Here is a 25,317-nt window from a genome sequence, read left to right as displayed (position 1 = left end):
GGGCGGTCGCGTGCCGGCGCACACCGGGAGAGACCGGGCGGTCGGCCTCGTCGCCGTTCCCACGTTGCAGCCGTTCAGCGGTCTGGCAGCCGGACGTCCGACGACGCTCCCGGACCGTCACCCTCGTCGATCCGGGCCCTCGGGTCGGCGCTGTCGGCGCATCGCGGGATCCCCTCGACGTCCGATTCCGAACCCACCGCTGTGCTTCCGTCTTCCGTGACCCGCCCGATGCTCCGATGCTGGCAGCAGGAGGCGGCCTGCGCTTCTGTCATGTGACCAGTCGAGTGACGCCGACCTGGCAGGATGGACGTGAACGGCGGCGGGCAGGGAGCGGTACTTCATGGAGTTCGGTGGCTCGGGCGGCCTCGGTGGCGTCGGGGCCGGGCCAGAGCGGGAACCGTCGCTGCTGGGCCGGGACAGTGAACTGTCACGGATCACGCGTCTGATCGACGCGCTGGACGGCGACGGCCCCCGCGTGCTCGTGCTCACCGGAGAGCCCGGAGCGGGCAAGAGCACCCTGGTGGACCGGGCCGCCGCGCGGGCCACGGAGCGCGGCCTGCGGGTGCTGCGGGTCCGGGGCTGCGAGGGCGAGCAGGATCTCGGATTCGCCGGGATGCACCAGCTGCTGCACCCCGTGCTGGACGGAGTCGAGGGGCTTCCCGCCCGTCAGCGCGACGCCCTGCGCCACGCCCTGGGCATGGAGACGACCGACGCGACGACCGCGTCCGACCCGCTGTCGGTCAGGACCGCCGTGCTGACGCTGCTCCTGGAGACGACGCGACAACGCCCGCTCCTGATCGCCGTCGACGACGCCCAGTGGCTGGACGTGGCCTCGCTGGACGTGCTGGCCTTCGTCGCCCGGCGGCTGGAGGGGGAACGCGCCGCCCTGCTGCTGGCGGCGCGCGACGAAGCCGTGCCGGTCCGCTTCGACCGCGACTTCCCGCATCTGACGGCCGGTCCGCTGAACCGGGCCGCGGCCGGGCTGCTGCTCGACGCGCAGCCGGCGCCACCGCGGGGACGGATACGCGCGCAGATCCTCGAACAGGCGGCGGGCAATCCCCTCGCCCTGATCGAGCTCAGCCGAGCCTTCGCCCGGGATCCCGGTGGCCGCGACCTCGCCGCCGTCGATTCGCTTCCTCTGACCGCCCGTCTTGAGCGCCTGTTCGCCGCCGACCTGCCCGCGCTGCCACCAGCGACCCGACGAGCCCTGCTGCTGGCGGCGGCCGCCGGCACCGCACCGCTGTCGGACCTCCCGGACGCGGGCGGACCGGACGTGTGGGCACCGGCCGAGCAGGCGGGACTCGTACGTGTCGAGGGCGGCCGGGTACGGCTGCGCCACCCCCTGGTGCGCTCCGCCGTCCACCGGGCCGCCACCTTCGCCGAACGCCGCGAGGCCCACCTCACCCTCGCAGCCGCCCTCGCCCGCGAACCCGACCGCCGTGCCTGGCACCTCGCCGCGGCCGCTCTCGGCCCGGACGAGGACATCGCCCGCGTCCTGGCCGAGAGCGCGCGACGCTTCCAGCACCGTGGCGGACACGCGGCCGCGGCGACCGCCCTGGAACGCGCCGCGGAACTCACCCCCGACAAGCGGGAACGCGCGCGCCGCCTGCTCGCCGCGGCCGAATCGGCCATGTACGCGGGGCATCCGCAGTGGGTGGGGGAGATCGCGGGCCGCGTCACCACGCTGACCGACGACCCTCAACTCCTCGCCGAGGCCTCCCTGCGCGCCGGCTGGTCCCTCGCGGTGACGCTGCGGCACGACGACGCCGTGGCCCATCTGCTGCCGGTGGCGGAAGCGATGGCCACCGCGGCACCGGCCCTCGCCCTGAGCGCCCTGGGGACGGCCGCCACACCGGCGTACAACTCGGGCGATCCGCGCCACCGGTACGAGATCCAGCGGATCGACGGCCTGATCGCGGCGCAGCCGAGCGTGAGCGACCGCGTCTGGCCGCGGGCGGCGGCCCATCCGTTCACGGACCGGCCCCAGGCGCTGAAGAACCTGACCCACGCGGTCGACACCCTGCCGGACGACTCGGACCGCACCCTGTCCGGACTCGTCTCGCTCGGCGGCGCGGCCTGGATCCTGGACGAGACCGACGACGCCGTCCGTCTCCTCGGCCAGGCCCTGGACCACCTACGACGGACCGCCACCGCCGGCGCCAACTGCACCGTCGCCCAGGCCCTGGCGCTCGCGTACTTCGAGAGCGGAGCCTGGGACGAGGCCCTGGGCGCCGCCGAGAACGCCTTCTGGACGGCGACGGAGGCCGGTGCCGACAACGTCAGCGTCGGATCACCCCTGCTGCGGGCCACCGTCCGCGCCGCCCGCGGTGACCACGCCGGTGCGCGCGCCCAGGTGGCGGACGCCGTCCGAGGCCGGGACCTGCGCAAGGCCCGCAGCCTGTACGTACGGCACCGCCACGCGCTGGCGCTCGCGGCCCTGGCGGAGGGCGACCACGAGTCGGCGTACGGCCAACTGCGCCGTACCTTCACCGACGAAGCCCGCCCGGCCCCCGTCCACTACCACGCCTCCCTCTACCACCTCGCCGATCTCGCCGCCGCAGGCGTCCGTGCCGGCCGCACGGACGACGCCCGTGCCGTGCTCGACGCGGCGGAACGCGCCCTTGAACGGCCGCGTTCGGCCCGGCTGGCCGCGATCGTGCACCGCGCCCGGGCCCTGCTGAGCGAACCCGAGGCCGCCGAGCCGCACTTCCGCGCGGCGACCGGCGACCCGGCGGCCGCGCGCTGGCCCTTCGAACACGCCCTGGCCCACCTCGACTTCGCCGAGTGGCTGCGTCGTCGCCGTCGCACCGTCGAGGCACGTCCCCTGCTGGTCACCGCCCTCGACACCTTCGAACGACTGGGCGCCCGCCCCTGGACCGAGCGGGCCACCGCGGAACTCCGCGCCGCGGGCGTGACCGTGATGCCACCCGCCGCACCCGACGTCCTCGCCGACCTGACGCCCCAGGAGCTCCAGATCGCCCGACTGGCGGCCGAGGGCCTGACCAACCGCGAGATCGGTGCCCGGCTCTATCTCTCCCCGCGCACCATCGGCTTCCACCTGCACAAGATCTTCCCCAAGCTCGGCATCACCGGCCGCGCCCAACTGCGCGACGTCGACGGGTTGTGAGCCCGAGCCGACCCGCTGCGGAATCAGGGGAGGCGGAGCCGGCGAGCCCCGTCCCAGCCGGACGCGGCGAGGATGGCGGCCGCCGCGCCGGTGCCGAGGACGGCGCCTGCGATCACGTCGCCGGGGTAGTGCACGCCGGTGTGGACGCGGGAGTAGCCGACGGCACAGGCGAGCAGGCCCAGCGGAAGCGTGGCGGCCGGGAAGGCCGGGCCCACGGCGGCCGCGAAGGCGACCGCCGAGGCGGTGTGACCGGACGGGAAGGAAGCGGACGCGGGCATGGGCACGTGCCGCCCGGGAAACGGCGAGTCCTCGGCCCGATGCGGCCGGGGCCGGCGTACCAGCTGCTTGCCGAGCAGATTCGCCCCGGCCGAGGCGACACCGATGGCCGCGACGCCCAGGGCCGCGGCACGGCGGGGCCGACCGGGGCACAGCGCCAGAAGCCCGGCGACCGCGAACGAGATCTTGGAGTGGTCCGCCGCCGCGGACAGCCGCCGCAGGGCGTGGTCCAGGGTCGGAGTGTCGGTGACCGTCACTGCCTCGTACAACGCCTGGTCGAGGGCGGCAAGATCACGCAACAGCGCTCGGGGGGCGCCGTCGTGGCGCTGCGGGCGGTCAGACATCGCTCTGCTCCTGCATCGTGCGGGTGGGTGGGGGAGTGCGGTCTAGGGCGAGATGGAGGATGTGCCGCCAGTCCACGGACGGAGCCGTGTACGGCGCGCCGGGCCGGTGGCGGGGCACCCGGACCCGCAGGACACCGGGCCGGACCGTGCACACGACCGGCGGGGGAAGGGTGAGTGCCTCACCGTCGACGGCCACGGCGACGAGGTCGGTGTCGGCCGTGACCGTCACCTGACGTGCGGTCAGCGAGGTGATACCGCGGGCCCGTTCGCCCCGCAACGCCAGTTCGGCGGCCTGGGCGGCACCCTCGATCCGGACGGCGATCACACCGAGCCGGCCGGTGTCGAGGCGCTCTCTGCGCCCGGCGCCGAGCGGGTCGGCCAGCGCGTAGGGGTTGTTGCTCACCAACAGGGCCTGCGGAACCGGTAGCCGGTCGCCGTCGGCCTGGGCCTCCAGCTGCGCCGCGGCCTCGCCGAGCAGCAGGTCCGGGAGCTGGTCGAGGGCGGTGACCGCCTTGGCGTCGCGGTAGTCGGGGTTCTGCACGATCTCGGCGTACGCCCCGAAGGAGACCGTGTTGACGAACGGCAGCCCGGCCACGTCGCCCAGATCGACACGGAGTTCCACCCCGTCGGACAGCGCGTCCAGGCCACCGGCGGGGTCGGTGCGGTCCAGGCCCAGGTCCATCGCGAAGTGGTTGCGGGTCCCGGCGGCCAGGACCATGAACGGTACGTCGTGCGCGGCGGCCACCTCCGCCACCAGGGCCTGCGTGCCGTCGCCCCCGGCCACACCGAGCAGATCCGCGCCGTCCGCGACGGCCTGCCGGGCGAGCGCCGCCGGATCGGGACGCGTGTCGAGGTCGAGCAGGATCACCCGGGCGCCGAGAGCCTCGGCCCGCTCCACGAGTCCGTGCTGGCCGACCTTCCCGCCTCCGGACCGCGGATTCATGATCAACACTGGTCGGCCGGGCGGCCGGACGGAACGGGAGTGCATGCCGTGCGGCCTGCGCCGACGGCGCAACGCGCTCCTGGCGCAGGCCAGCGCCGCCACCCAGGCCCCCAGTGCCGCCACCGCGACGGGCCACAGACCCGAGACGGTGTAGAGGACGAGCACGCCCACCGGAGAGCCCACGGCCAGGAGAGCACCGCACACGCGCGCCAGTCCCCGGTGCGCCAGCGCCCACCACAGACCGGCGCCGGCCAGACCCAGCCCGCCCAGGCCCAGCAGCAGTATCGGCAGTTGCCCCGCGCCCGCCGCCACGGACGCGACGGCCCCCGCCACACACAGCAGGGCGAGCCTGGCCAGGGCGCGCGCCCGTCTGTCGGAGCCGCCAGGCTCCGCGACGCGCGTCGGTCGGACCGTGTTCATGGTGCTCCAGCGAGTTGGGTGGTCGCAGTCATTGTCTCCCCGCACGGTCCGGATCCCGCGTCAAGCCCGCCCTGGCCCACCGACGCGGGCCTCCGCCGTCTCGCCTCGCCAAGATCGACGGCCCCACGATCTCATGCCGACAGCGATCCGGAACTCGGCGGCGCTCCCGTCCCGCCGGGGGCATACCCCCTGTTCCGAGCTGAAGCTGCCCCCACCGCGAACCGGCCGCCAGCCCGAGTGACCCCGCTGAGGCGCCTGCCTAGCGTTGTGGCGCACGGCACCCGCCGGGCAGACGCACACCGCCACGACAGAACCGGCAGCACCGGCAGAGGGGAACCCGCAGTGATCCGCACAGCCCGCCCATCACGTCCACCGCGAGCACCTCACGTGCCGCACGGCGCCTCGGGAACGGCGAGAAGGGCCGTCCTGGGTCTGGCGGTCACCACTCTCGCCGTGGCCGCGTTACCCGTCACGGCCCTCCCGGCCCAGGCGGCCCCCGATCCCCTCGCCCGCTACCACCACCAGCGCCTCGACTGGAAGAGCTGTGTGCTCGGCCCGGACGACGCGACCGGCAAGGAGCTGGAACGGTCGGGCGCCCAATGCGCCGATGTGACGGTGCCGTTGGACTACAGCGCCCCGGACGGCCGTACGATCACCGTCGCGATCTCCCGGATCCCCGCCACCGACACCGCCCACCGCGTCGGCCCGCTGCTGCTCAACGGCGGCGGCCCCGGCGGGCAGACCCTCGGCGACCCGCCCTGGGTACGCAAGGCGATGAAGGACGTCGCGGCACGGTACGACGTGATCGGCGTGGACCCCCGTTTCGTCGGCCGCAGCACCCCGCTGGACTGCCAGTGGCCCACCGGCTCCGCGTTCCGCGGCGCGGGGGTCGACCGAGCCGGGTTCGACCGCATGGCTGCCTTCTCCCAGGACCTCGCCCAGCGCTGCCGGCGGCACGTGGGTGATGTGCTGCCGTACGTCACCACCCGCAACACCGCGCGCGACATGGACGTCATCCGCGCCGCGCTCGGCGAGCGGAAGATCTCCTATCTCGGGTACTCGTACGGCAGTTACCTCGGCGAGGTGTACGCCACGATGTTCCCCCGCCGCACGGACCGGGTCGTCCTGGACGGTGTCGTGGACCCGGCCCGGTACGGTCCCCGGCTGCTGCGGGGCACCGAGCAGGCCAACCGCCACGCGCTGGAGGGCTGGGCGTCATGGGCGGCCGCCCGGGACACGACGTACGGTCTGGGCCGTACCCGTGGCGCGGTGCTGGCGACCGTGGACCGTGTGCGGGCCGCCGCGGCGCGCACCCCGCTGCGGCTCGGCGACCACGCGGTGGACGAGCACGTCATGCCCCTCGTCGTCTTCAACGGCCTCTCGCAGGACAACGACGCCGCCTACGGGGACTTCGCGCAGGGGATGCGGGACCTGCTGCGCGCGGCGGACAGGCGCCCGGTCACCCCGTCCCCGTGGCTCGCCGGGGTCCTCGCGTTCGTGCTGACCGGCACCGACTCCCACTACGGCAGCGTGCAGTCCGCGATCCTGTGCGGCGACGTCGCCGCCCCGCGGGACCCGGAGGTCTACTGGCGTGACGTCCAGCGGGCCCGCGCGAAGGACCCGCTGTTCGGCCCCGTCACGTACAACCTCAGCCCCTGCACCTTCTGGGACCGGCCCCGCGAGCGCCCGACCGCTGTCCGGGACGACCTCCCGGCCCTGCTCGTCAACGCCACCGGAGACCCGCGCACCACCTACGAGGGCGCCACAGCGGTGCGACGGGCGTGGCCCTCCTCCCGCCTGGTCACCCTGCGCGGAGCCGACCAGCACGCGGTGTACGGCGTCCACGGCACGCCGTGCGTCGACGCCACGGTCAACGCCTACCTCGCCACCGGCCGCCTCCCGGCCGCGGATGTCACCTGTGAGGCACGGTGACCGGGGGATCCGAAGCCTGACCGGCCGGTGGCCGGGCCCTGTGGGGCGCCCGGCCACCGTTGTCGGCGCGCCTACGGGGCCATCTCGTACGCGCCGGACAGTGCCTCGACCCGCTGCCACACGCGCTCCGTGCGTGCCGTGTCGACGACCGGTCGGCGGACCGAGCTCAGGGCCCACTCCTGCTGCTCCCCGGTCGCCGAGTCCTTGCCGTGCAGTTCGACGGCGTGCCCGGAGAAGTCCCGTACGAGGACGGCGAAGAGCTCGTCGAGCACGTCCTCGTCGAGTCCGGTCAGGGCGGCCTGCTCCAGGACGAGCTGGCCGTGCACGACGAGCGCGAAGAGCTGGCCGACCGAGAGGACGAGGTCGAGGTCGCGGCTCTGCTCCGCGTCGGGGCCGGCCGTGGCGACGAACTCGCAGAGCGCGTCGGCCTGTTCGCGCAGACGGGCGACGTTGGGCAGATGCGCGAACGTCTCGAAGGCCGGGCGCCAGTCGTGGAAGCGCACCGAGCCGAGGCCGCGAGCCGGACCCTGCCGGAACAGGAAGTCGTCGTCGGTGGCGTCGAGGCGGGTCGGCACGCTCGGGTACTCGGCCGGGTCGAGGAGGTGGCTGCGCATGAACTTCAGGATCAGCGCCAGGTTGACGTGGACCGTGCCCTCCAGCTTCGGCAGGCCGCGGATCTCGATGGCCGCCTGGCCGAAGTAGTTGTCCTTCTCGAAGCCCTTGGCGGCGATCACGTCCCACATCAGGTCGATGACCTTCTCGCCCTCCGTGGTCACCTTCATCTTCGTCATCGGGTTGAAGAGCAGGTAACGGCGGTCGTCGGGGCCGGCGGAGCGGAAGTAGTCGACGGCGCGGTCACTGAACAGCTTCATGCCGACGAGCCTGACGTACGCGTCGGTCAGCTCGCGGCGCACGTGCGGGAAGGCCGTGACGGGGCGGCCGTACAGGACGCGGTTGTGGGCGTGGGTGACGGCCTCGTACATCGCGTGTTCGCAGATGCCGATGGAGGCGGTGCACAGGTTGAACTTGCCGACGTTGACCGTGTTCAGGGCCGCGTCGAAGGCGGCGCGGCCGGTGTGCAGGACGTCCTCGGCCGTGACGGGGTAGTCCTCCAGGCGGAACTCGCTGACGAACTTGGACGAGTCGACGACGTTCTTGACCAGGTGGTAGCTGGGGTGGCGGCTGTCGGCCGCGAAGAACACATAGCCGTCGGGGCCCTCGACGTCGCTGCGGCGGCCGAAGACGGAGACGAGTCCGGCGGCGTTGCCGTTGCCGATGTAGTACTTGGAGCCCGTGGCGCGGAAGCCGCCGTCGCCGGTGGGCTCCAGGAGCATGTCGGTGGAGTAGATGTCGGCGCCGTGGGCCTTCTCGGACAGGCCGAACGCGAACACCTCGCCCTGGTCGAGGAGTTCGGCGGCGCGGGTGCGGGCGGCGGCGTTGTCGCTCTGCCAGACCGGGCCGAGGCCGAGGATGGTGACCTGCCAGGCGTACCAGTAGTCCAGGCCGTAGAAGCCGAGGATCTCGTTGAGCGCGGCGATCCGGGCCGTGTCCCAGCGCTTGTCCGGCGCCCCTTCCGCGGCGGCCGACGGCGTCAGGAAGGTGGCGAACAGGTTCTCCTTCGCGGCGAAGGCGAGGAAGTCCCCGAGCCAGGCGCGGGTCCGGTAGTCCTCGATCAGCTGCCGCTTCCCGCGCTCCTCGAACCAGTCGACGGTGGCACGCAGCAGGCGGCGCGTCTCGGGGTCGAAGTGCGCGGGGTCGTACGTGCGCGGGTTGAAGAGCAGGTGGTCAGCCATGTTGAGGGTCTCTTTCGGCGGGCGGACGGGTGGTGGTCGTGAGGTAGGGCGGGGGGAGGCGCGGTCGGCGGGCGGGGCGGTGTCAGCGGCCCGGAGTGAACCGGGCCAAGGTGGTGAGCACGTCCGCCAGCCAGTCGATCATCATGCGCTCGTACGCGATGCCGCCGCGCAGGACGACGTGCTGGAGCTCGCGCTCCGCGTCGAGCGGCGCTCGCGCGGCAGCCGCGCGCGCCTCGGCCCCCGTGAAGTCCCGCTCCTCGCCCGCGAGATAGTGCTCCAGCCGGGCCTGGTGCGCCTGCTGGTGTCGCTCCACCTCGCGGATCAGGGCGGCCGGGTCGTCGAAGGCGGCCCCTCGGATCTTCACGGCCAGGTCGTGGCGGACGCTCTCCGGTTCGATCGGATCGTGCAGCCACGAGGACAGCGCGGCCCGGCCGAGGTCGGCGACGGAGTACTCCTTCTTGTCCGGCCGGCCCTGCTGCGGGACGTCCCGGACGTCGACCCAGCCGTCGTTCTCCATGCGCTTGAGCACGCGGTAGATCTGCTGGTGGGTCGCGGTCCAGAAGTAGCCGATCGACCGCTCGAAACGCCGGGCCAGCTCATAGCCGGATCCCGGCTTCTCCAGGAGCGACACCAGGATCGCGTGTTCGAGCGCCATGGCACCGATCGTGCTATGCAACTCGTTGCATAGCAAGTCCCACCCGTTCCGATGCGACACGGCTCACCCTGTGCGGGCACCACGGAATGTCGCGCCGACGGTCGACGGGCGAGCTGTCGTTGGCCATTCTTTGGGCTGCGGCCGACGCCCTGGAAGCGGTGATGCGTGTGAACGGCGAGACTCGCGGCGTCTTCTCGGCCCGCACCGGCACGGCGTCCCACCGCGCCCTGGCGCACGGTCGTGAACTGTTGCGCGACGGCCCTGTGACGGATGCCTGCTCGACGTTGCTCCGTGCCGCCGCGGAGCTGCGCGAGACGGACCCGCCGGCGGCTCGCCGCGCTCTGCTGGCGGCGGCGTCGGCGGCCTGGGCGGCCGGTGACCGCGACAGCTACCGGCGCGTCTTCACGGCGGGTCCGTGCCATGTCTGCGGCGCGGACCGTGCGTCCACGCTCTGTGCCGAGGGCTGCCCCGAGTCCGCTTGGCGGACGCACTGCGTCGGCATGAGCGCGGTGGTGGAGGGGGACTTCCGATGCGCCCTCGCGGTCCTGGAGCCCCGGTTGGACCAGGTCGCGACCCGGGCGGAGACACACGAGCTCCGGACCGCCGGCGAGGTGGCCCTCCTGCTGGGCCGGCTGCCCACCGCGCGCCGGCTCCTGAGCCTCGCCCTGGCGTCCGCGCGCTCCACCGGAGCGGAGGCCGCGGCTCCGGGCATCATCGCGCACCTCGCCTACGCGGAGCTGCGGGAGGGCCGCCACCCCCAGGCCCATGCCCACGCGGAAGAGGGGCTGGTACTCGCGCGGGGGCTCGGTCAGCGCAATGTCGCCGCCGACCTGTCTGCCGTGTGCGCGCTCGTGATGTCGATCGCGGGCGACCTGCCCACGGTCCGTGCACGGGTCGCGGACATCCGGGCCGTCGCGCAACCCCATGGGCTGGCCCAGGCCGCGTTTCTCGCGGAGTGGGCCCAGGCGCGCGCGGAACTGGGGGCGGGCAAGGCCGAACGGGCGGCCGCCCGGCTGGCTCCGCTGGTCCGACCCGGCGCCCGGCAGGGGCATTTCGGGCTGTGGTTCCTCGCCGTGCCGTGCTTCGTCGAAGCCTGCGTTCTGTCCGACCGGGCCCTCGACGCGACGGAGATGGTCGACCTGTTCGCCGGCTGGGCGGAGCTCGGCGCCGACCCGCAGGCTCCGGCGCAGTTGGCGCGGTGCCGTGCTCTCGTCGCGCCCGCGGACCGCAGCGAGGAGCTGTACCGCGGCGCGCTCGCTCACCATGAGCGGGCACCCGGACCGTATGAACACGCGCGCACGCATCTGGCCTTCGGTATGTGGCTGCGTCGTCGGCGGCGGCCCACCGAGGCGCGCACGCAGTTGCGGGACGCCCTGCTGGGCTTCGAACGCTGCGGTGCGGCGCTGTGGGCCGAGCGGGCCGGCGCGGAGCTGCGGGCGGCCGGCGAGGTGACCGGGACCGGCGAGGCGGGGCCGCTGTCCTCGCTCACACCGCAGCAGGTGCGCATCGCGCGGGATGTCGCGCGCGGGGCGACGAACAGGGAGATCGCCGCGGCACTGTCCATCAGCGTCCGGACCGTCGAGTACCACCTGCGCAACGTGTTCGCGCAGCTGGGCGTCCGGTCGCGCACCGGTCTGGCACATCTGCTGGCGAACGTCGGCGAGGACCGGGACCGGACGGAGCCGGAACCGGGCTGACGTCCGGGGCTCGAGTGCCCTGTGGCATGACTGGTGATTCCACCGATGACTGACTTTTGGTCAGCTCCTACGTTGTTCACCGCTGGATGACTCGTGTCATGTCTTCGAAGGAGCCGCCATGAGTGACGACCCAGAGACCTCTCGTCCCGTGCGCACCCCCCACCCTCGACACCGGCGCCGCCGTTTCGGGCGTCTCGCCTCCGGCCTCGCCACGGCCGCCGCGCTCATCGGACTGCTGACCTCGCTGACCGGTGGGGCCCAGGCCGCCGAGAACCCGTACGAGCGGGGCCCCGCGCCCACCACGGCGAGCATCGAGGCCCTCCGGGGCCCCTACGCCGTCTCGGAGACCAGTGTGTCGCGACTGGCTGTGAGCGGCTTCGGCGGCGGCACGGTCTACTACCCGACGAGCACCGCCGACGGCACGTTCGGAGCGGTCGCGGTGGCACCGGGGTTCACCGCCTACCAGTCCTCGATCGCCTGGCTCGGCCCGCGACTCGCCTCCCAGGGCTTCGTCGTCTTCACGATCGACACCCTGACCACCTCCGACCAACCGGCCAGCCGGGGCACACAGTTGCTGGCCGCACTGGACTACCTGGTGGAACGCAGCTCGGTCCGCGGACGCGTCGACGCCGGGCGCCTGGGAGTGATGGGCCACTCCATGGGCGGCGGCGGCACCCTGGAAGCGGCCAAGTCCCGCCGCTCGCTCCAGGCCGCCATCCCGCTGACCGGGTGGAACCTGGACAAGAGCTGGCCGGAGATCACGACTCCCACCCTCGTCGTCGGCGCCGACGGGGACACCATCGCGCCCGTGGCCACGCACTCCGAGCCGTTCTACGCGAGCCTGCCCTCCACCACCGACCGCGCCTACCTCGAACTGCGGGGCGCGACCCACTTCACCCCGAACACGTCCGACACCACGATCGCGAAGTACAGCATTTCCTGGCTCAAGCGGTTCATCGACAACGACACCCGCTACGAGCAGTTCCTGTGCCCGTTGCCGGCCGTCAGCCTCACGATCGCCGAGTCCCGCGGCAACTGCCCGCACACTTCCTGACACCTGCAACGCCGGGTTCACCGCCCGGTCGTGAGACCGCCGCCGCACGGTCCCTGTCGACCGCGCGGCGGCCACGGCGTGGTCAGACTCCGAGGACCCGACCTGCCCAGCGTCCGGACGGGCTCAGAGGGACAGCACCGCGCGCACCCTGTTACCACCCCCGCCGACCGGATCCACGTCGAGGCGCTCCGACAGGGACCGCACCATGGCGAGACCTCGTCCGCTCTCGCCCCAGGTCGTCAGCGGTCGCACGCGTGGCCGGCCGGGGCTGGCGTCGTAGACCTCGACGGTCACCCGGGTGTCGGAGACCTGGAGACACAGACGGCAGGCGCCGCCGTGCCGGGTGGCATTGGTGACCAGCTCGGAGACGACGAGCGTCGCGTCATCGATGTGTGGAGCGTCGAGCCCCGTCACCCCGAGGCCGGGCCGGGCGAGGAACCTCGCGGTCAACCTCCGCGCCCTGCCCGCCGATTCGGCCTGGTCCGGCAGCAGGTACTCGACTCGAACGGAACGCCGATGGGTACGCCGACGCGTACGCATGGCGGATCACTTCCCCTCCTTGGACGACCGGCCCCCGTGGCCGCTTGCCGGGCCGCGCATGTCCTGCCCGGCCGGGCCTGTCCCTGCGTGATGCCCGGTGCGGGTGATCGCCAATCGGGAACTGGTGAGTCGGAGCACTTCGGCTCGGATCAGGCGACCCGTGCCGAGGGATCGGCGTCCTCGTCCTCAAGGAGCGCGCTCGCGGTGAGGTGCAGCGCGGGATCGGCGGCCGCCGCCATCAGCCGGGCGGCCGCGGCCGCCTCGGTGCCGGGCGGGACGACCAGCAGGTCCCAGCGGCCGACGCCGTAGGAGAAGAGCCGGATCGTGTGCGCGTCGAACCCGGACGTGAGCCAGGCCGCCTTCACCGTGTGACCGCCGACGGGCAGGTCACGCGGTGCCCGATGCCAGGTGTCACGGTGTGCGGTCAGCCGTGTGACACGCCCCCGCGAGGTGTCGAACACCTCGACGAGAGCGGGCAGTTCGGACGGCAGATCGTCGGAACGGGGCCACCAGGCGCCGCTCACCGGGCCGGGCGGAAAGGTCGGAGGACGCAGGGTGAGCCGGGCGGTCGGGAGCGGGGTGTCATGTTCCCGGTCGGGCGAGGCGCGTTGACCGGTGGGCGCGTTCATGTCGCGGTCCCTGTCCCCGGGCAGCCGTGTGGCCGCCCGGTGTCGTGGTGCGCCGAGAACGACGCCGACGGGGGCCGACGTACGAAGAACTCCCGGTCCTCCCCACGCTACTCCGCCGCGACGGGTCGTCGACTACGCGCGCAGCAACCGCTGGGTCATCTCCCGGTACTGCCTCAGCGCGAGGCGCAGTTCGGTGGAGTCCGTCTCCGGATCCCGGTTCTGCCAGTCGGCACGCAGGGCCTGCCGTTGTTCCGACAGAGCCTTGACGAACTGAGCGGTGGCCTCGTCGAAGGCGGCCTCGGCCTCGTCGAGCGCCTCGCGCGGGGTGTCCGCGAAGGTGTTGAGGGCGTGTCCGAGACGCCGGACGATCTCCTCCCGCCCGTCCGGGGGAATCAGGGGCTCCGGGCCCGTGGCGCGGCGGCCGGAGCGGCCCGGGGGCTGGTCCGCGGGCTGTTGGGCGCGTGTCTGGTCGTACATCGTCGTGTGTACCGCTTCCGTTGTGTCGGGGCACCGCCTGCGCCGTGCTGCCAGTCAACGTCCGGCGAGGGTTCGTGTCAACGCGGTGCCGGCGCGGGCGCGCCCCGGCGGAGGCCGCCGACGGGTGCGGGCAGGGCATTTCCGTTCACAAAGGGGGTACCTTGGGGATGACAAGGGTGTTTCGTGCCTACCCGACAGGTCGTCCCCAGCACGTCACCCGCCCATCAGGGGCAGCCCGTGACCCCGGCCGCACCTCCATCCCAGCGGCCTTCGCAGAGGTCAAGGAGCCCCTTCATGTCGCCCAGCCCCACCACGTCTGTCCCTACGGCCCCGCCTGACACCGTCCCGCCCCAGGGCTACGACGGTAGGTCCCCCTTCCCGCCGGACGGCCCGGCGCCCGCCCGCGAGGGCGGGGAGCGGCTCTACGTCTCGGTGACGGCGTTGATCGTCATCCTGCCGTTCGTCGCGCTCGGCCTGGCCGGGTGGCTGCTGTGGGGGAGTCTCATCCATCCCGCGGACATCGTCCTCGCGTTCGTCCTCTACACGATCACCGGTCTCGGTGTGACGGTCGGTTTCCACCGCGGACTCACACACGGCGGCTACCGCGCGATCCGGCCCGTACGGATCGCCCTCGCGGTGGCCGGTTCGATGAGTTTCCAGGGCGATGTCATCGGCTGGGTCGCCACTCACCGCCGCCACCACGCCTTCACCGACCGGCCCGGCGACCCGCACTCCCCGTACCGCTACGGCACGCATCTGCGCGGCCAGTTGCGGGGGATGCTGCACGCGCACGTCGGCTGGCTGTTCCGCAACGACCATACGCCGCCGGAGCGTTACGCCCCCGACCTCCTGGCCGACCCGGACATCCGTGCCGTCTCCCGCGCCTTCCCGTGGCTGTGCCTCCTCACCCTCGCCCTGCCGTTCGGTGCCGGCTGGCTCATCGGCGGGACCTGGGTGCACGCGCTGACGGCCCTGCTGTGGGCGGGACTCGTCCGCATAGCCCTGCTCCATCACGTCACCTGGAGCGTCAACTCCCTCTGCCACATGATCGGTGAGCGTCCGTTCCGCACCCGGCGCCACGACCGGGCCACCAACCTGTGGCCGCTGGCCCTGCTCTCGTTCGGCGAGAGCTGGCACAACCTCCATCACGCCGATCCCACCAGCGCCCGCCACGGCGTCGACCGCGGCCAGATCGACCCGTCGGCCGCCGTCATCCGCCTCTTCGAACGGCTCGGCTGGGTGCACGACGTGCGCTGGCCGAGCCCCGAGCGCGTCGCCGCCTGCCGCGCCTGACCTCAACCACCAGCCCGCGCAAGGCAGTTGGCAGGAGATCCGAATGACCACCGCACTGCAACCCCCGCTTCCCTCGGTTCCGGTCCTGCGCCTGCGCCTGGCACCTGGCGGCGGTATGCCCCGGCCCATCGACGGAGCGTGGTGGCCTCGTTCGTACGACCTGATCTCCGAACTGCCCCAGCTGCTCGCCGGGTTGCCCAGCGCGTGGGGGCACATCACGAGCGCCACGGTCAACGGAGCGGAGTGGTCCGCGGTGCCGGGCCGGATGCTGGTCTTCAACCAGGTCGTACGACTGCGCAGGTCCCTCACGGCGTCCGCCCCGCACACCATCGTCCTGCTCGCCCCCGGCCGGGGGCGCTGGGACCTGCTGGTGGTGCCTCCCGACACGAGCGAGGCGGTCGCGGAACCGCTCATGGCGGCCGCAGTCGCCGGTCACGCGTGACGCGAGCCCTTGCGTACCGCCCGACCGCGCCGGGCGGTACGTGAGGCGTGCACCGCCTCGAGCCGCTGGAACACGCGTGTCGCGGTGACGACGAGGATCAGCAGCACACTGACGGCCAGGGCGGTGACCATGGCGCTCACCGCCTCTGTCTCCGGGCCCTGCGCGAACACAGGCACCCGGTGTCGTCGCTCGTCGGGAACGGCACCGGCATCGAGGCCGGTGCGCGAAGTGCTCCCGATGACTTCACGCTACTCCCCGGAAGGGCCGGGCGGACCGGCCAGGACCAATCGGGCCGAACGGGGAGTAGACTGAAATTACCGAGGATATTTCGCGCACCGGCTTCCACGCCCGTGTCGTTTTCGGCGATTGATTATGCCGGGCCGGTCGCAGCCGGCCCGGGGCAGGGTCCGCGTCATGACTGCGACCATCCACTCCTCGCCGACACACGAAGCCACTGACCGGTTCTCTTCGTCCTCCTCGGCTTCCTCGTCCTCGCTCCGTCTGTCGCTGGCTCCCGCCGGTTCGGCACCGGCTCTGCTGGACGGCGCCTGGTGGCCCCGCTGCCGCGATCTCGGGGCGGAGCTCCCCTCCTTGACCGCGGTACTGGACCCGTTGTGGGGGCGGATCACCCGGGTCACGGTGAACCCCACCCACTGGCCCGCCGTCCCCCGCAAGGTGCCCGTCGCCGGGCATGTGGTGAAAGTGGGCTGGTTCCTCAACGAGCAGGACCCGCACGAACTGCTGCTGCTCTCGTACCGCATGGGCCGCTGGAACCTCCTGGTGGTTCCGCCCCAGACGCCTGCCGTCTCGGCCGCCTGGCTGATGGCCGCCGCCAGCGACCCGCTGGGCACCTCGACCGCGAGCCGGTTGATGGAACAGGCCGCGGGTCTGCGGACGGTGTACGAGACGGACCGGGCCGAGGAAGCGGCCTGGGACTCCGAAGGGGGCCACGAGCCCCGCGATCCCACCGCGCGTCCACGGATCCCGACGGTCACCGCCGGGCTGCCGCACCAGCCGGCTGGGTGGTGAGGACGATGGAGATGTTCGTGTCCGTGGCCGTGGTCGTGGCGATGATCGTCATCGGGGTGCTCCTCATCCGCATGGTCAACTCGCAGCACGGCGACCGCATCTCGTCCTTCCACTACGGCCGCTCCGGGACACCCCTGCCGGGGCCGGCCTCGTCCGTTCCGCGGAGGACCCGTGGCCGGGCGGGAGCGGGAGGCGCCGGATGGCGCCGTCGTACGCGCAAGGGAACGGAGTGAGCTCATCGTCGTGTCAGGTTCCCGCGGCCCGTCACTGAACTGACGGGCCGTATCGACAGCGCAGTCCGCAGCCCGTGACCCCGGCCGCACCGCACAGGACAGGCCGGGGTCTTCGTCCGTCCCGTGCCTCCGAATCGCCCCCCAGGAACGGGCTCCGCCCTGCCGCGTGGCGCTGTCCGAACAGGGACTCCCGACGGAGGAGCCATGCGCCTTCCCCAGCTGAACGTCTACCGGCACGACCGCGACACCCGCGCCCTGATCACCCTCGCGGGAGAGATCGACCTGGCCACCGCCCCGCTCGTACGCACCGCACTGGCCGCGTGCGTGTCGGACGGCATCCGTACCGTCGACGTCGATCTCACCGCGGTCACCTTCTGCGACGTGAGCGGTCTCAACGCCTTCCTCGCGGCCTCCCGGCTCGCCACCGAGGCCGGCGCGACCCTACGACTGCACTATCCGCCACCGGTCCTGGCGCGCATGATCGAGATCACCGGCGCCGGTTTCCTGCTCCACGAGCACCACGCCGCTCGACCACCGTCACGGTGGGTTCCGGCCGCCGCGGGCAGTGCGCTGTGACTGAGGCCGACCACGCAGGACGCTCGGCCGGGAAACCCCGGCCGAGCGTCTTCGTGAACTGTTCGTGTCTGGTCAACTCACCCGCTGATCAGCTGACCTCGGTGATCCGCCAGCGCTGGTTGGAACCGGAGTTGGCCTGCCACGTCGTGACGGCCGCGCCCTCGTTCGTCGCCTGGCCGCCGACCTCCAGCAACCGCCCGGTCGCCTGGTTCACCAGCGTCCACGTGCCGTCGCCCGTGGTCGACAGGATCCACTCCGTCGCCGGATCCCGCTCACCCGTGTCGGCCTCGATCACCGGCACGTTGTCCCGTACGGCGAGCACCTTGCCCTCGGCCGGGTTGGCGAAGACGTAGCGGGCACGGTTGCTGCCCTTCTTGCCGTACTTCGCCTCCAGTCGCCACTCCTGCGCGACCGTGCCGTTCGCCGAGTTGATGACCAGGTTCGTGCCGTTCGCGCCGACGGTCACCGCCTTGCCGCTCTGCACACCGGTCAGGGTGTAGGACTCGCCCTTGCTGAACAGGCTCGCGTCCTTCGCGACACCGGAGACGCCCTTGACGGCGAACGAGGTCACGGACTGCGCGGGGACGGTGAACGTCGCCCTGCCGTCGACGACCTGGACCGGGGCCTGCTTCACCAGCTTGCCGGCGGCGTCGGTGACGGTGGGGGTGACGGTCGCGTCACGCTTGATCTTCCCGAACTTCGACAGGTCGATCGTCACCGCGCGCGGCGCGGTCGTGGAGTTGACGTGGACCAGCGAGGCGCCCTTGCCGTCCTTCGTCACCGCGGCGGCGCTGGAGGTGTCGTCCACCTTGACCAGGCGGTCGCCGGGCTTGATGAAGTGCGTGAAGTTGCGGGCCGTGTCGAACTTCGTGTTCGTGTAGATCGGGCAGGACTTGAGGGTGTCGGCCGACGTGCAGCTGAACGGGAGCTGGATGGAGCCCCAGTTGCCGCCCTTGGCGGACTCGCCGCCCGGCTTCATGTTGTCGTAGTCCTCGACCGGCTGCCAGAACACCCAGGCCCTGGGCTCCAGTTCGCGCAGATCGTTCACCATCTGCTGCGCCAGGCCGAGGCCCGGGCGCATGTCGGTGAAGCTCTGCCCGTCGCCCCAGTCGCCCTCGACCTCGCTCATCCACAGCGGCTTGTCGGCCGCCTTGGCCAGGTCACGGACCGTGGTGCGCTGACCGGTGCCGTAGGTGTGGACGTTCATCTGGCCGACGAGGTCCTTGGATGCCTGGGAGTAGGAGTTCCAGTTGGTCGCGAACAGACCGGGGTTGGTCTCGTCCATCGCCGATATCTCGGCCTTGACCTTGGCCTTCTTCAGCGCCGGCGCCAGCGCGGCCAGCACCTTCTCCTGCATGGCGGGCCCGATGTGCGCACCCTCCTGACGGCCGCCCACCGGCTCGCCGTTCGCGTCCAGACGGGTGCCCCAGTAGCCGGTGTTCGGCTCGTTGAACGGGTCGACCGTGTCGACCTCGATGCCCTCGGACTTCTCCAGCCGCTTCGTCACCCCGGCGACGTAGGCGGCGAAGTCGTCGACCGAACTCTCCTTCAGCTGCTCGGCGTTGGCGTTGAACCCGCCCGAGACATAGCCGCTCTCGGTCATGAACCACGGCGGGGAGTTCGAGAACGTCTCCCAGTGGGTGATGTCCTTCTTGATGTGATCGACCCACCAGCGCTGGGTGGCGTCCGCCTTGTCGTTCCAGTCGGCGGCGTCCTCGGCGCTCCACCAGTCGGTGTCGGTGCGGGTCGTGCCCTCCGGCGCCTTCCACCAGCCCTCGACGGCGCCACCGGCGCGCAGGTAGTCCTTCACGTCGGGGGCGTTGCCGCCGCCGATGTTGTAGCGCGCGATGTTCAGCGCCAGACCGTCGTCACCGAAGAGCAGATCGGCGAGCTTCTCGCGGATCTCCTTGGGATAGTCGCCGGTGGCGTTGGCGAACCAGACCAGACTGGTGCCCCAGCCCTCGAACTTGTCCTGCTTGTACGACGGATCGGGCTGGACGGTGACCGACGCGGTGACCGTGTCGGCCTGCGCGAGCGGCGCGGGGACGGACAGCAGTGCCGCTCCGGTCGCCAGCGCGGTCATCGACGCGGCCCCGAGGAGCCGTCTGCTGCGGGTGGGTCCTGCCATCGTGTGCTCCCAGCTTCATAGGTGGAAACGCTGCGGTGGTCCCTCCCGCCGGTGGTACGGGAAGGGGGGTGCCCCCGGGCGGGCCATGTGCCGCCCGGGGAGACAGAGGGTGGAGCGGGTCAGACCAGCGGCCGGCGCACCACGGCGACCTCGCGCGGTCCCAGGACGAGCCCGTCGTCGGCGGCCGTGCCGTACAGCACGTCGCCGGTGAACCCGGGCAGCGCCACCGTGTCGTCGGTCCGGTTCACCAGGAACAGGAACCGTGACTCAGCGCCCTGGCGGACGACGAGTTCGACCCGTCCGCGCGCCTCGGCCGGGAGTTCGCTCTCCACACCGGCCGGCTCCAGGAGACGCGGCAGCAGCGCGGTGAGCCCCGGGACGCCGAGGCGCGTGGAGACGTACGACGCGGAACCGGCGCCGGTCGTCCGCCGGGTCACGGCGGGGCGTCCGGCCTGGTTGCCGGAGTCGTAGCGGGCGAGAACCTCGGTCCGCTCGTCGGCCAGGGTGATGCGGTCGGTCCACAGGGTGCCGGTCGAGCCGTCGTCCAGGGCCACCGACTCCTCGGCGAGCAGCGGGCCGAACTCCTCGACGCGGATGCCGAGCAGCTCGCGCAGGGCGCCGGGGTAGCCGCCGAGCCAGACGTGGTCGTTCTGGTCGACGACGCCGGAGAAGTAGGTCGTGACCAGGTGGCCGCCCTGCTCGGCGTAGCGGGTCAGCTCCTTGGCGAGCTCCGCCGGGATCACGTGCAGGACGGGCGCGATGAGCACGTCGTAGCGCGCGAAGTCGCTCCTGGTGGTGATCAGGTCGGCGCGTACGCCGAGGGCGAGGAGCGCCGAGTACCAGTCCAGGCCTTCCTGGCGGTAGTTGAGCAGGGAGGTGGGGTGGGAGTCCTGCTCGCTCGCCCACCAGGAGTCCCAGTCGAAGACGATCCCGACCTTCGCGCTCTCCCGGGCCGAACCGGCCACCGGGGCCAGGGTCTTGAGGGTGGCGCCGAGTTCGGCGACCGCGCGGAACAGCTCGCTGTCGGCGCCGGCGTGCGGGACCATCGCCGAGTGGTACTTCTCGGCGCCGGCCGCCGACTGCCGCCACTGGAAGTAGCAGACGGCGTCCGCGCCGTGCGCCACATGCAGCAGCGAGTCCCGGGCCAGCTCGCCGGGCCGCTTCGCCACGTTCACCGGCTGCCAGTTGACGGCGCTGGTGGAGTGCTCCATCAGGAACCAGGGCCGGCCGCCCGCGATGCCGCTGGTGAGGTTCGCGGAGAAGGACAGTTCGTCGCGGGACTGCGGGCCGGGGTGGACGTAGTGGTCGTTGGAGACGAAGTCGATCTCCTCGGCCCAGTCCGCGTAGTTCATGCCCTTCGTCTCGCCCATCACCATGAAGTTGGTGGTGACCGGGACGTCCGGGGTGATCTCCTTGAGGAGGTCCCGCTCCGCGCGCAGGTAGTCCTTCAGGGCGTCGGAGGAGAAGCGCTTGAAGTCCAGCTGCTGGGTCGGGTTGGGGTGCGAGGCCGCCAGGCGCGGGGGCAGGATCTGCTGCCAGTCGCTGTAGCGCTGCGACCAGAACGCCGTGCCCCAGGCGTGGTTGAGGGCCTCCAGCGTGCCGTAGCGGGCGCGCAGCCAGTCGCGGAAGGCGCGGGCCGCGTCGTCGGAGAAGTCGTAGACGTTGTGGCAGCCCAGCTCGTTGGAGACGTGCCAGGCGACCAGCGCCGGATGGTCGGCGTAGCGGGTCGCCATCTCGCGCACCAGGCGCAGGGCGTGCTCGCGGAAGACGGGGGAGGTGGGCCGCCAGTGCTGGCGGGCGCCCGGCCACAGGGTCTCGCCGGTCGCGGTGACCGGGAGGATCTCCGGGTGGGCCGTGGTCAGCCACGGCGGCGGGGAGGCGGTGGCGGTCGCCAGGTCGACGCCTATGCCGCCGGCGTGCAGCAGGTCCATGACCTCGTCGAGCCAGCCGAAGTCCCACTCGTCTCGGGTCGGCTGCAGGCGTGCCCAGGAGAAGATCGCCACCGAGACGACGGTGACACCGGCCTCCCGCATCAGCCGGACGTCCTCCTCCCACACCTCCCGGGGCCACTGCTCGGGGTTGTAGTCGGCGCCGAAGGCGAGACGCGGGGTGGGGTCACCGTCCGCCCCGCTTCTGCGGGAGTGGAGGGTGGAGATCATGGCGGTCCTTCCGAAGGTGATGCGCGGGGCGGCGCGGCGAGGTGCCGCGCCGCCCGGCGTTCGAGCTGTGGTGCGGGTTACTTCTCGACGGTGAAGCCCTGCTCCTCGCCGTACTTCCCGGACGCGTCCTGCCAGGCCTTCAGGCCCTCCGCCAGCGTGGTGCCGGAGACGTACGCCTTGCCGACCGTGTCGTTGAAGATCGAGTTCGCGTACGGCTGGTAGGGCAGGTACGACCAGTCGCTCGCCACGTTCGCGGCGGACTCGGCGAAGATCTTGTTGGCTTCCTGGCCGTCGAAGTAGTCGAACTTCTTGCTCTGGAAGTCGGCCGACTCCAGCTCCGCCTTGGTGGCGGGGAAGGCGCCCTCGGAGACCCGGGTGGCGACACCGTCACCGGCGTTGGCGTACTCGGTGAAGGCGTACGCCAGCTCCTTGTTCTTGGCGAGTGCCGGGACGGCCAGCGAGGAGCCGCCGTTCTCGGCGCTCGCCTTGTCGCCCTTGGTCCAGGCGGGCATCGCCGCGGCACGCCACTGGCCCTTGGCGCCGGGGACGCCGGTGGTGAAGTTGGCGGGCATCCAGGCGCCGGTGGCCAGGGTGGCGATGGTGCCGTCGCCGAGGCCCTTGTACCAGTCGTCGGTCCAGCCGGTGACCGGGGCGAGGAGCTTCTCGTCGATCAGCTTCTGCCAGACGGTCTCGAACTTCTTGGCGCCGGCGTCGTCGAAGTTGATGGCGACCTTGGTGCCGTCGACCTTGTAGGGGCGCGAACCGGCCTGCCACAGCATGGAGGTGGTGAAGCCCGCGTCACCGGTGTCGTTGGCTATGTACGCCTTCGGGTCGGCCTTGTGGAGCTTGCGGGCCGCGTCCAGGTACTCGTCCCAGGTGGTCGGGACGGCGATCTTGTACTTGTCGAAGACCTTCTTGTTGTAGAACAGCGCCATCGGGCCCGAGTCCATCGGCAGGCCGTAGACCTTGTCGCCGTCGCTGACCGCGTTCCACGGACCGGCCGTGTACTTCGAGGCGAGCTTGTCGGCGCCGTAGGGGGCCAGGTCGGTCAGACCCTTGGTCAGGGAGTACTGGCCGAGCGCGAAGTACTCGACCTGGGCGACGTCCGGGACGCCCTTGCCGGCCGAGATCGCGTTGGACAGCGCGGTGTAGTGCTTGTCGCCGGAGCGCTCGCTGACCAGGTTGACCTTGACCTTCGGGTACTTCTTCTGGAAGTCGGCGGCCACGGTCTTCAGGGTGGGCTCCCAGGCCCAGACCGTGATGTCGCCGCCCTTTTCCAGGGCCGCCTTGATGTCGGCCGCGGAGACGGCCTTCGTGTCGGAGTCGTCGTCCGAGCTGCCGCAGGCGGTGGCGCCGAGGGCGAGGGCGGAGACGAGGGCGATGCCGCGCAGGATGCGGCTCGTTGTTCTGCGCATGGAGGTGCTTCCACTTCTTCGTGGGTGGGACAGGTGAGGGTGGGGGTGGTGCGGGTGGTGCTCCATTGGGGGGTTGGTGGGCGCCTCCTGTGTCACTCCTTGACGCTTCCGGCGGCGAGGCCGGACTGCCAGTACTTCTGGAGGAACAGGAAGGCGGCGATCAGCGGGATGATCGTGAGCAGGGAGCCCGTGATCACCAGGTTGAAGATGACGTCACCGCCGATGGTCTGCGCCTGGCTGCTCCAGGCGCTCAGGCCCAGGGTCAGCGGGTACCAGTCGGGGTCCTTGAGCATGATCAGCGGGAGGAAGTAGTTGTTCCAGGTGGCGACCGTGGTGAACAGCAGCACGGTCACGATCCCGGGGGCCAGCAGCGGCAGCGCGACCTGGAAGAAGGTCCGCACCTCGCTCGCCCCGTCCATCCGGGCCGCTTCCAGCAGTTCGGTGGGGATCGCCTCGGCGGCGAACACCCACATCAGATAGAGGCCGAACGGCGACACCAGCGACGGGATGATCACCGCCCACGGGGTGTCGGTGAGCCCCATCTTGCTGAACATCAGGAAGGTCGGCACCGCCAGCGCCGTACCCGGCACGGCCACCGCGCCGATGACGACCGCGAAGATCGCGCGCTTGCCGGGGAAGTCGAACTTCGCCAGCGCGTACCCGCCCAGTACCGCGAGCAGTGTCGCGCCGCCCGCGCCGAGCACCACGTACAGCAGGGTGTTGAGCAGCCAGCGGCCGAAGATGCCGTCGTGGTAGGTGAAGGTGTCCCGGATGTTGTCCCACAGGGCGAAGTCGTGGGCGAACCACAGTCCGTTGGAGTCGCCCAGACCCGCCTGGGTCTTGGTGGAGTTGATGACCAGCCAGATCAGCGGCACCACGGTGTAGAGGACCATCAGGGCCATCAGCACCGTCATCAGCACACTGCGCCGCGGCTTGTCCGGGGCGTGCTTGCGCGGGGTCCGCAGCCGGGGCGGGCTGCTGCTCCTGCTGCTGCTCTTGGCGGGGGAGGCGGTGGTGGCAGAGGTGCTCATCGGGTCACGCTCCCTTGCGCATGCCGCGCAGCTGCACGACGTAGGCGACCACCATCGTGAGCAGGCCCATGATGATGGCGACCGTCGCGGAGTAGTTGTGCTGCTGGCCGGCGAAGGACAGCGAGTACGTGTAGAAGTTCGGCGTGTAGTCGGTGGTGATGGCGTTGGGCGCCAGCGGGCGCAGGATGCTCGGCTCGTTGAAGAGCTGGAAGCTGCCGATGATCGAGAAGATCGTGGCGATGACGATCGCGCCCCGGATCGCGGGCAGCTTGATCGAGGAGATCACCCGCCACTGGCCGGCACCGTCGATCTCCGCCGCCTCGTACAGCGAGTTGGGGATGACCCGCAGCGCCGAGTAGAAGATCAGCATGTTGTAGCCGACGAACTCCCACGTCACGATGTTGCCGATGGAGGCCAGCACCCAGTCGGGGGAGAGCAGGTTGGGCAGCGTGACGCCGAACGTCTCGTTGATGTCGCCCACCAGGCCGTACTTGGTGCCGTACATGAAGCCCCACATCAGGGTGGCGACCACGGCGGGCACGGCGTACGGCAGGAAGATCGTGATCCGGAAGAAGCTCTTGCCGTAGAGCCGGCCGCTGTCCAGGGCCAGTGCCACCAGCAGGGCGATGCCCAGCATGATCGGCACCTGGATCGCGAGGAAGAGCCCGACCCGGCCGACGGCCGACCAGAACTGGTCGTCCTTGAGGGCCTGTGTGTAGTTGTCCAGGCCGACGAACTGGTTGCCGCCGATCAGCTGGTTGCGGAAGAGACTCAGATAGATCGAGTACGCGATCGGCGCGAGGAAGACGAGCGCGAAGACCGCCACGAACGGACCGATGAACCCCCACCCCGTCCAGGAGCGTCGGTCCCGTGTCGCCGGAGGCGGTGCCGGGCGCGGCTCGGCGGCGGCCGGCGGTTGCAGCGTTGTCATGATCGTTCCTCGCTCGTCCACTCATGGAACCCGCGCCCCGCGGATTTCCCCATGTGGCGCGGCCGTGATGTTTACGCAAACATCCAGCAGCAAAAAAAGAGACCTGAGCTGTTATGTTTACGTAAACATCCGATGGCGGCATGTCTACACTCCTCCGCTGACACCGGTCAAGGGTCTCCCTGGGGGATCGTGA

At 71.5% G+C, this 25,317-nt stretch carries 22 protein-coding genes; 9 read left to right on the top strand and 13 right to left on the bottom strand.

The genetic code is table 11. The features are described 5' to 3' along the window. Nucleotides 1-340: 340 nt before the first annotated feature. Nucleotides 341-3,127: an AAA family ATPase gene (locus ACFY0U_RS26665; protein ID WP_388639871.1), complete on the top strand. Its 2,787-nt coding sequence runs from the start codon at nt 341-343 to the stop codon at nt 3,125-3,127. Between the two features lie 23 nt (nt 3,128-3,150). Here the strand turns inward: ACFY0U_RS26665 and ACFY0U_RS26660 are convergent, their stop codons facing one another. Together ACFY0U_RS26660 and ACFY0U_RS26655 are read right to left on the bottom strand one after the other, a co-directional pair. Further along, a complete protein-coding gene (locus ACFY0U_RS26660) occupies nt 3,151-3,747 on the bottom strand; it encodes a phosphatase PAP2 family protein (protein ID WP_388639870.1) in 597 nt (198 codons plus the stop codon). Beyond that, the gene (locus ACFY0U_RS26655) at nt 3,740-5,110 is read right to left on the bottom strand and encodes a diacylglycerol/lipid kinase family protein (RefSeq protein WP_388639869.1); all 1,371 of its coding nucleotides are present in this window, start codon (nt 5,108-5,110) and stop codon (nt 3,740-3,742) included. The genes ACFY0U_RS26660 and ACFY0U_RS26655 overlap by 8 nt, the downstream gene beginning before the upstream one ends. 453 nt (nt 5,111-5,563) lie before the next feature. Here ACFY0U_RS26655 and ACFY0U_RS26650 point away from each other — a divergent pair, with 453 nt between their 5' ends. Next, the gene (locus tag ACFY0U_RS26650; RefSeq protein ID WP_388639868.1) at nt 5,564-7,042 is read left to right on the top strand and encodes an alpha/beta hydrolase; all 1,479 of its coding nucleotides are present in this window, start codon (nt 5,564-5,566) and stop codon (nt 7,040-7,042) included. A gap of 71 nt (nt 7,043-7,113) precedes the next feature. On the opposite strand, the gene ACFY0U_RS26645 is transcribed toward ACFY0U_RS26650, so the two are convergent. Both ACFY0U_RS26645 and ACFY0U_RS26640 read right to left on the bottom strand, forming a co-directional pair. After that, entirely contained in the window at nt 7,114-8,835 is a 1,722-nt protein-coding gene (locus tag ACFY0U_RS26645; RefSeq protein ID WP_388639867.1) for an acyl-CoA dehydrogenase family protein, read from the bottom strand. 82 nt (nt 8,836-8,917) lie between these two features. After that, nucleotides 8,918-9,490, bottom strand: coding sequence for a PadR family transcriptional regulator (locus ACFY0U_RS26640; RefSeq protein ID WP_388639865.1), 573 nt, complete (start codon nt 9,488-9,490; stop codon nt 8,918-8,920). Between the two features lie 167 nt (nt 9,491-9,657). On the opposite strand from ACFY0U_RS26640, the gene ACFY0U_RS26635 reads away from it, so the two are divergent. Together ACFY0U_RS26635 and ACFY0U_RS26630 are read left to right on the top strand one after the other, a co-directional pair. After that, nucleotides 9,658-11,187 carry a LuxR C-terminal-related transcriptional regulator gene (locus ACFY0U_RS26635; protein WP_388639863.1) on the top strand — a complete coding sequence of 510 codons (1,530 nt, stop codon included), beginning with the start codon at nt 9,658-9,660 and terminating at the stop codon, nt 11,185-11,187. Nucleotides 11,188-11,305: 118 nt separating this feature from the next. After that, nucleotides 11,306-12,241 carry an alpha/beta hydrolase family protein gene (locus ACFY0U_RS26630; RefSeq protein ID WP_388639862.1) on the top strand — a complete coding sequence of 312 codons (936 nt, stop codon included), beginning with the start codon at nt 11,306-11,308 and terminating at the stop codon, nt 12,239-12,241. Nucleotides 12,242-12,364: 123 nt separating this feature from the next. Here the strand turns inward: ACFY0U_RS26630 and ACFY0U_RS26625 are convergent, their stop codons facing one another. From ACFY0U_RS26625 to ACFY0U_RS26615, 3 genes are all read right to left on the bottom strand, one after another. After that, entirely contained in the window at nt 12,365-12,781 is a 417-nt protein-coding gene (locus tag ACFY0U_RS26625; RefSeq protein ID WP_388639860.1) for an ATP-binding protein, read from the bottom strand. Between the two features lie 149 nt (nt 12,782-12,930). Continuing rightward, nucleotides 12,931-13,410 carry a DUF5994 family protein gene (locus ACFY0U_RS26620; RefSeq protein ID WP_388639858.1) on the bottom strand — a complete coding sequence of 160 codons (480 nt, stop codon included), beginning with the start codon at nt 13,408-13,410 and terminating at the stop codon, nt 12,931-12,933. Nucleotides 13,411-13,542: 132 nt separating this feature from the next. Next, on the bottom strand, nt 13,543-13,887 hold the full coding sequence (locus tag ACFY0U_RS26615) for a hypothetical protein (protein WP_388639857.1): 345 nt from the start codon (nt 13,885-13,887) through the stop codon (nt 13,543-13,545). Nucleotides 13,888-14,181: 294 nt separating this feature from the next. Between ACFY0U_RS26615 and ACFY0U_RS26610 the strand changes: the two genes are divergently transcribed. Then, nucleotides 14,182-15,180 (top strand): acyl-CoA desaturase, encoded by a 999-nt coding sequence (locus tag ACFY0U_RS26610; protein WP_388639855.1) that lies wholly within the window; start codon nt 14,182-14,184, stop codon nt 15,178-15,180. 43 nt (nt 15,181-15,223) lie between these two features. Then, a complete protein-coding gene (locus ACFY0U_RS26605) occupies nt 15,224-15,622 on the top strand; it encodes a DUF5994 family protein (RefSeq protein WP_388639853.1) in 399 nt (132 codons plus the stop codon). Here the strand turns inward: ACFY0U_RS26605 and ACFY0U_RS26600 are convergent. After that, entirely contained in the window at nt 15,613-15,762 is a 150-nt protein-coding gene (locus tag ACFY0U_RS26600) for a hypothetical protein (protein ID WP_388639851.1), read from the bottom strand. The genes ACFY0U_RS26605 and ACFY0U_RS26600 overlap by 10 nt on opposite strands. A gap of 274 nt (nt 15,763-16,036) precedes the next feature. On the opposite strand from ACFY0U_RS26600, the gene ACFY0U_RS26595 reads away from it, so the two are divergent. From ACFY0U_RS26595 to ACFY0U_RS26585, 3 genes are all read left to right on the top strand, one after another. Continuing rightward, nucleotides 16,037-16,651, top strand: a complete 615-nt coding sequence (locus tag ACFY0U_RS26595) for a DUF5994 family protein (RefSeq protein ID WP_388639849.1) — start codon at nt 16,037-16,039, stop codon at nt 16,649-16,651. A gap of 5 nt (nt 16,652-16,656) precedes the next feature. Then, on the top strand, nt 16,657-16,884 hold the full coding sequence (locus ACFY0U_RS26590; RefSeq protein ID WP_388639847.1) for a hypothetical protein: 228 nt from the start codon (nt 16,657-16,659) through the stop codon (nt 16,882-16,884). A gap of 204 nt (nt 16,885-17,088) precedes the next feature. Next, entirely contained in the window at nt 17,089-17,460 is a 372-nt protein-coding gene (locus tag ACFY0U_RS26585; RefSeq protein ID WP_388639845.1) for an STAS domain-containing protein, read from the top strand. Nucleotides 17,461-17,548: 88 nt separating this feature from the next. Here ACFY0U_RS26585 and ACFY0U_RS26580 read toward each other — a convergent pair whose 3' ends face one another. From ACFY0U_RS26580 to ACFY0U_RS26560, 5 genes are all read right to left on the bottom strand, one after another. Then, nucleotides 17,549-19,588, bottom strand: a complete 2,040-nt coding sequence (locus ACFY0U_RS26580) for a glycoside hydrolase (RefSeq protein ID WP_388639843.1) — start codon at nt 19,586-19,588, stop codon at nt 17,549-17,551. A 119-nt stretch (nt 19,589-19,707) separates the two neighbouring features. After that, complete coding sequence (locus ACFY0U_RS26575) at nt 19,708-21,747, bottom strand: beta-galactosidase (protein WP_388639841.1); 2,040 nt, start codon at nt 21,745-21,747, stop codon at nt 19,708-19,710. A 77-nt stretch (nt 21,748-21,824) separates the two neighbouring features. Continuing rightward, a complete protein-coding gene (locus ACFY0U_RS26570) occupies nt 21,825-23,162 on the bottom strand; it encodes an ABC transporter substrate-binding protein (protein WP_388639839.1) in 1,338 nt (445 codons plus the stop codon). Between the two features lie 92 nt (nt 23,163-23,254). Beyond that, on the bottom strand, nt 23,255-24,193 hold the full coding sequence (locus ACFY0U_RS26565) for a carbohydrate ABC transporter permease (protein ID WP_388639837.1): 939 nt from the start codon (nt 24,191-24,193) through the stop codon (nt 23,255-23,257). 4 nt (nt 24,194-24,197) lie between these two features. Then, nucleotides 24,198-25,124 carry a carbohydrate ABC transporter permease gene (locus ACFY0U_RS26560; protein ID WP_388639835.1) on the bottom strand — a complete coding sequence of 309 codons (927 nt, stop codon included), beginning with the start codon at nt 25,122-25,124 and terminating at the stop codon, nt 24,198-24,200. Nucleotides 25,125-25,317 lie beyond the last annotated feature (193 nt).

Source organism: Streptomyces sp. NPDC001536 (assembly GCF_042894505.1).
Taxonomy (GTDB): domain Bacteria; phylum Actinomycetota; class Actinomycetes; order Streptomycetales; family Streptomycetaceae; genus Streptomyces.
The sequence above is the reverse complement of the archived record's forward strand: the minus strand, read 5'-3'. Positions and strand labels throughout refer to the sequence as shown.

Coding starts and splice junctions, on each gene's coding strand:
- ACFY0U_RS26595 (WP_388639849.1), top strand. CDS start 16,037: ATGACTGCGACCATCCACTCCTCGCCGACACACGAAGCCACTGACCGG.
- ACFY0U_RS26560 (WP_388639835.1), bottom strand. CDS start 25,124: ATGACAACGCTGCAACCGCCGGCCGCCGCCGAGCCGCGCCCGGCACCG.
- ACFY0U_RS26565 (WP_388639837.1), bottom strand. CDS start 24,193: ATGAGCACCTCTGCCACCACCGCCTCCCCCGCCAAGAGCAGCAGCAGG.
- ACFY0U_RS26630 (WP_388639862.1), top strand. CDS start 11,306: ATGAGTGACGACCCAGAGACCTCTCGTCCCGTGCGCACCCCCCACCCT.
- ACFY0U_RS26570 (WP_388639839.1), bottom strand. CDS start 23,162: ATGCGCAGAACAACGAGCCGCATCCTGCGCGGCATCGCCCTCGTCTCC.
- ACFY0U_RS26660 (WP_388639870.1), bottom strand. CDS start 3,747: ATGTCTGACCGCCCGCAGCGCCACGACGGCGCCCCCCGAGCGCTGTTG.
- ACFY0U_RS26625 (WP_388639860.1), bottom strand. CDS start 12,781: ATGCGTACGCGTCGGCGTACCCATCGGCGTTCCGTTCGAGTCGAGTAC.
- ACFY0U_RS26610 (WP_388639855.1), top strand. CDS start 14,182: ATGTCGCCCAGCCCCACCACGTCTGTCCCTACGGCCCCGCCTGACACC.
- ACFY0U_RS26640 (WP_388639865.1), bottom strand. CDS start 9,490: ATGGCGCTCGAACACGCGATCCTGGTGTCGCTCCTGGAGAAGCCGGGA.
- ACFY0U_RS26605 (WP_388639853.1), top strand. CDS start 15,224: ATGACCACCGCACTGCAACCCCCGCTTCCCTCGGTTCCGGTCCTGCGC.
- ACFY0U_RS26620 (WP_388639858.1), bottom strand. CDS start 13,410: ATGAACGCGCCCACCGGTCAACGCGCCTCGCCCGACCGGGAACATGAC.
- ACFY0U_RS26590 (WP_388639847.1), top strand. CDS start 16,657: ATGGAGATGTTCGTGTCCGTGGCCGTGGTCGTGGCGATGATCGTCATC.
- ACFY0U_RS26585 (WP_388639845.1), top strand. CDS start 17,089: ATGCGCCTTCCCCAGCTGAACGTCTACCGGCACGACCGCGACACCCGC.
- ACFY0U_RS26665 (WP_388639871.1), top strand. CDS start 341: ATGGAGTTCGGTGGCTCGGGCGGCCTCGGTGGCGTCGGGGCCGGGCCA.
- ACFY0U_RS26645 (WP_388639867.1), bottom strand. CDS start 8,835: ATGGCTGACCACCTGCTCTTCAACCCGCGCACGTACGACCCCGCGCAC.
- ACFY0U_RS26575 (WP_388639841.1), bottom strand. CDS start 21,747: ATGATCTCCACCCTCCACTCCCGCAGAAGCGGGGCGGACGGTGACCCC.
- ACFY0U_RS26580 (WP_388639843.1), bottom strand. CDS start 19,588: ATGGCAGGACCCACCCGCAGCAGACGGCTCCTCGGGGCCGCGTCGATG.
- ACFY0U_RS26615 (WP_388639857.1), bottom strand. CDS start 13,887: ATGTACGACCAGACACGCGCCCAACAGCCCGCGGACCAGCCCCCGGGC.
- ACFY0U_RS26655 (WP_388639869.1), bottom strand. CDS start 5,110: ATGAACACGGTCCGACCGACGCGCGTCGCGGAGCCTGGCGGCTCCGAC.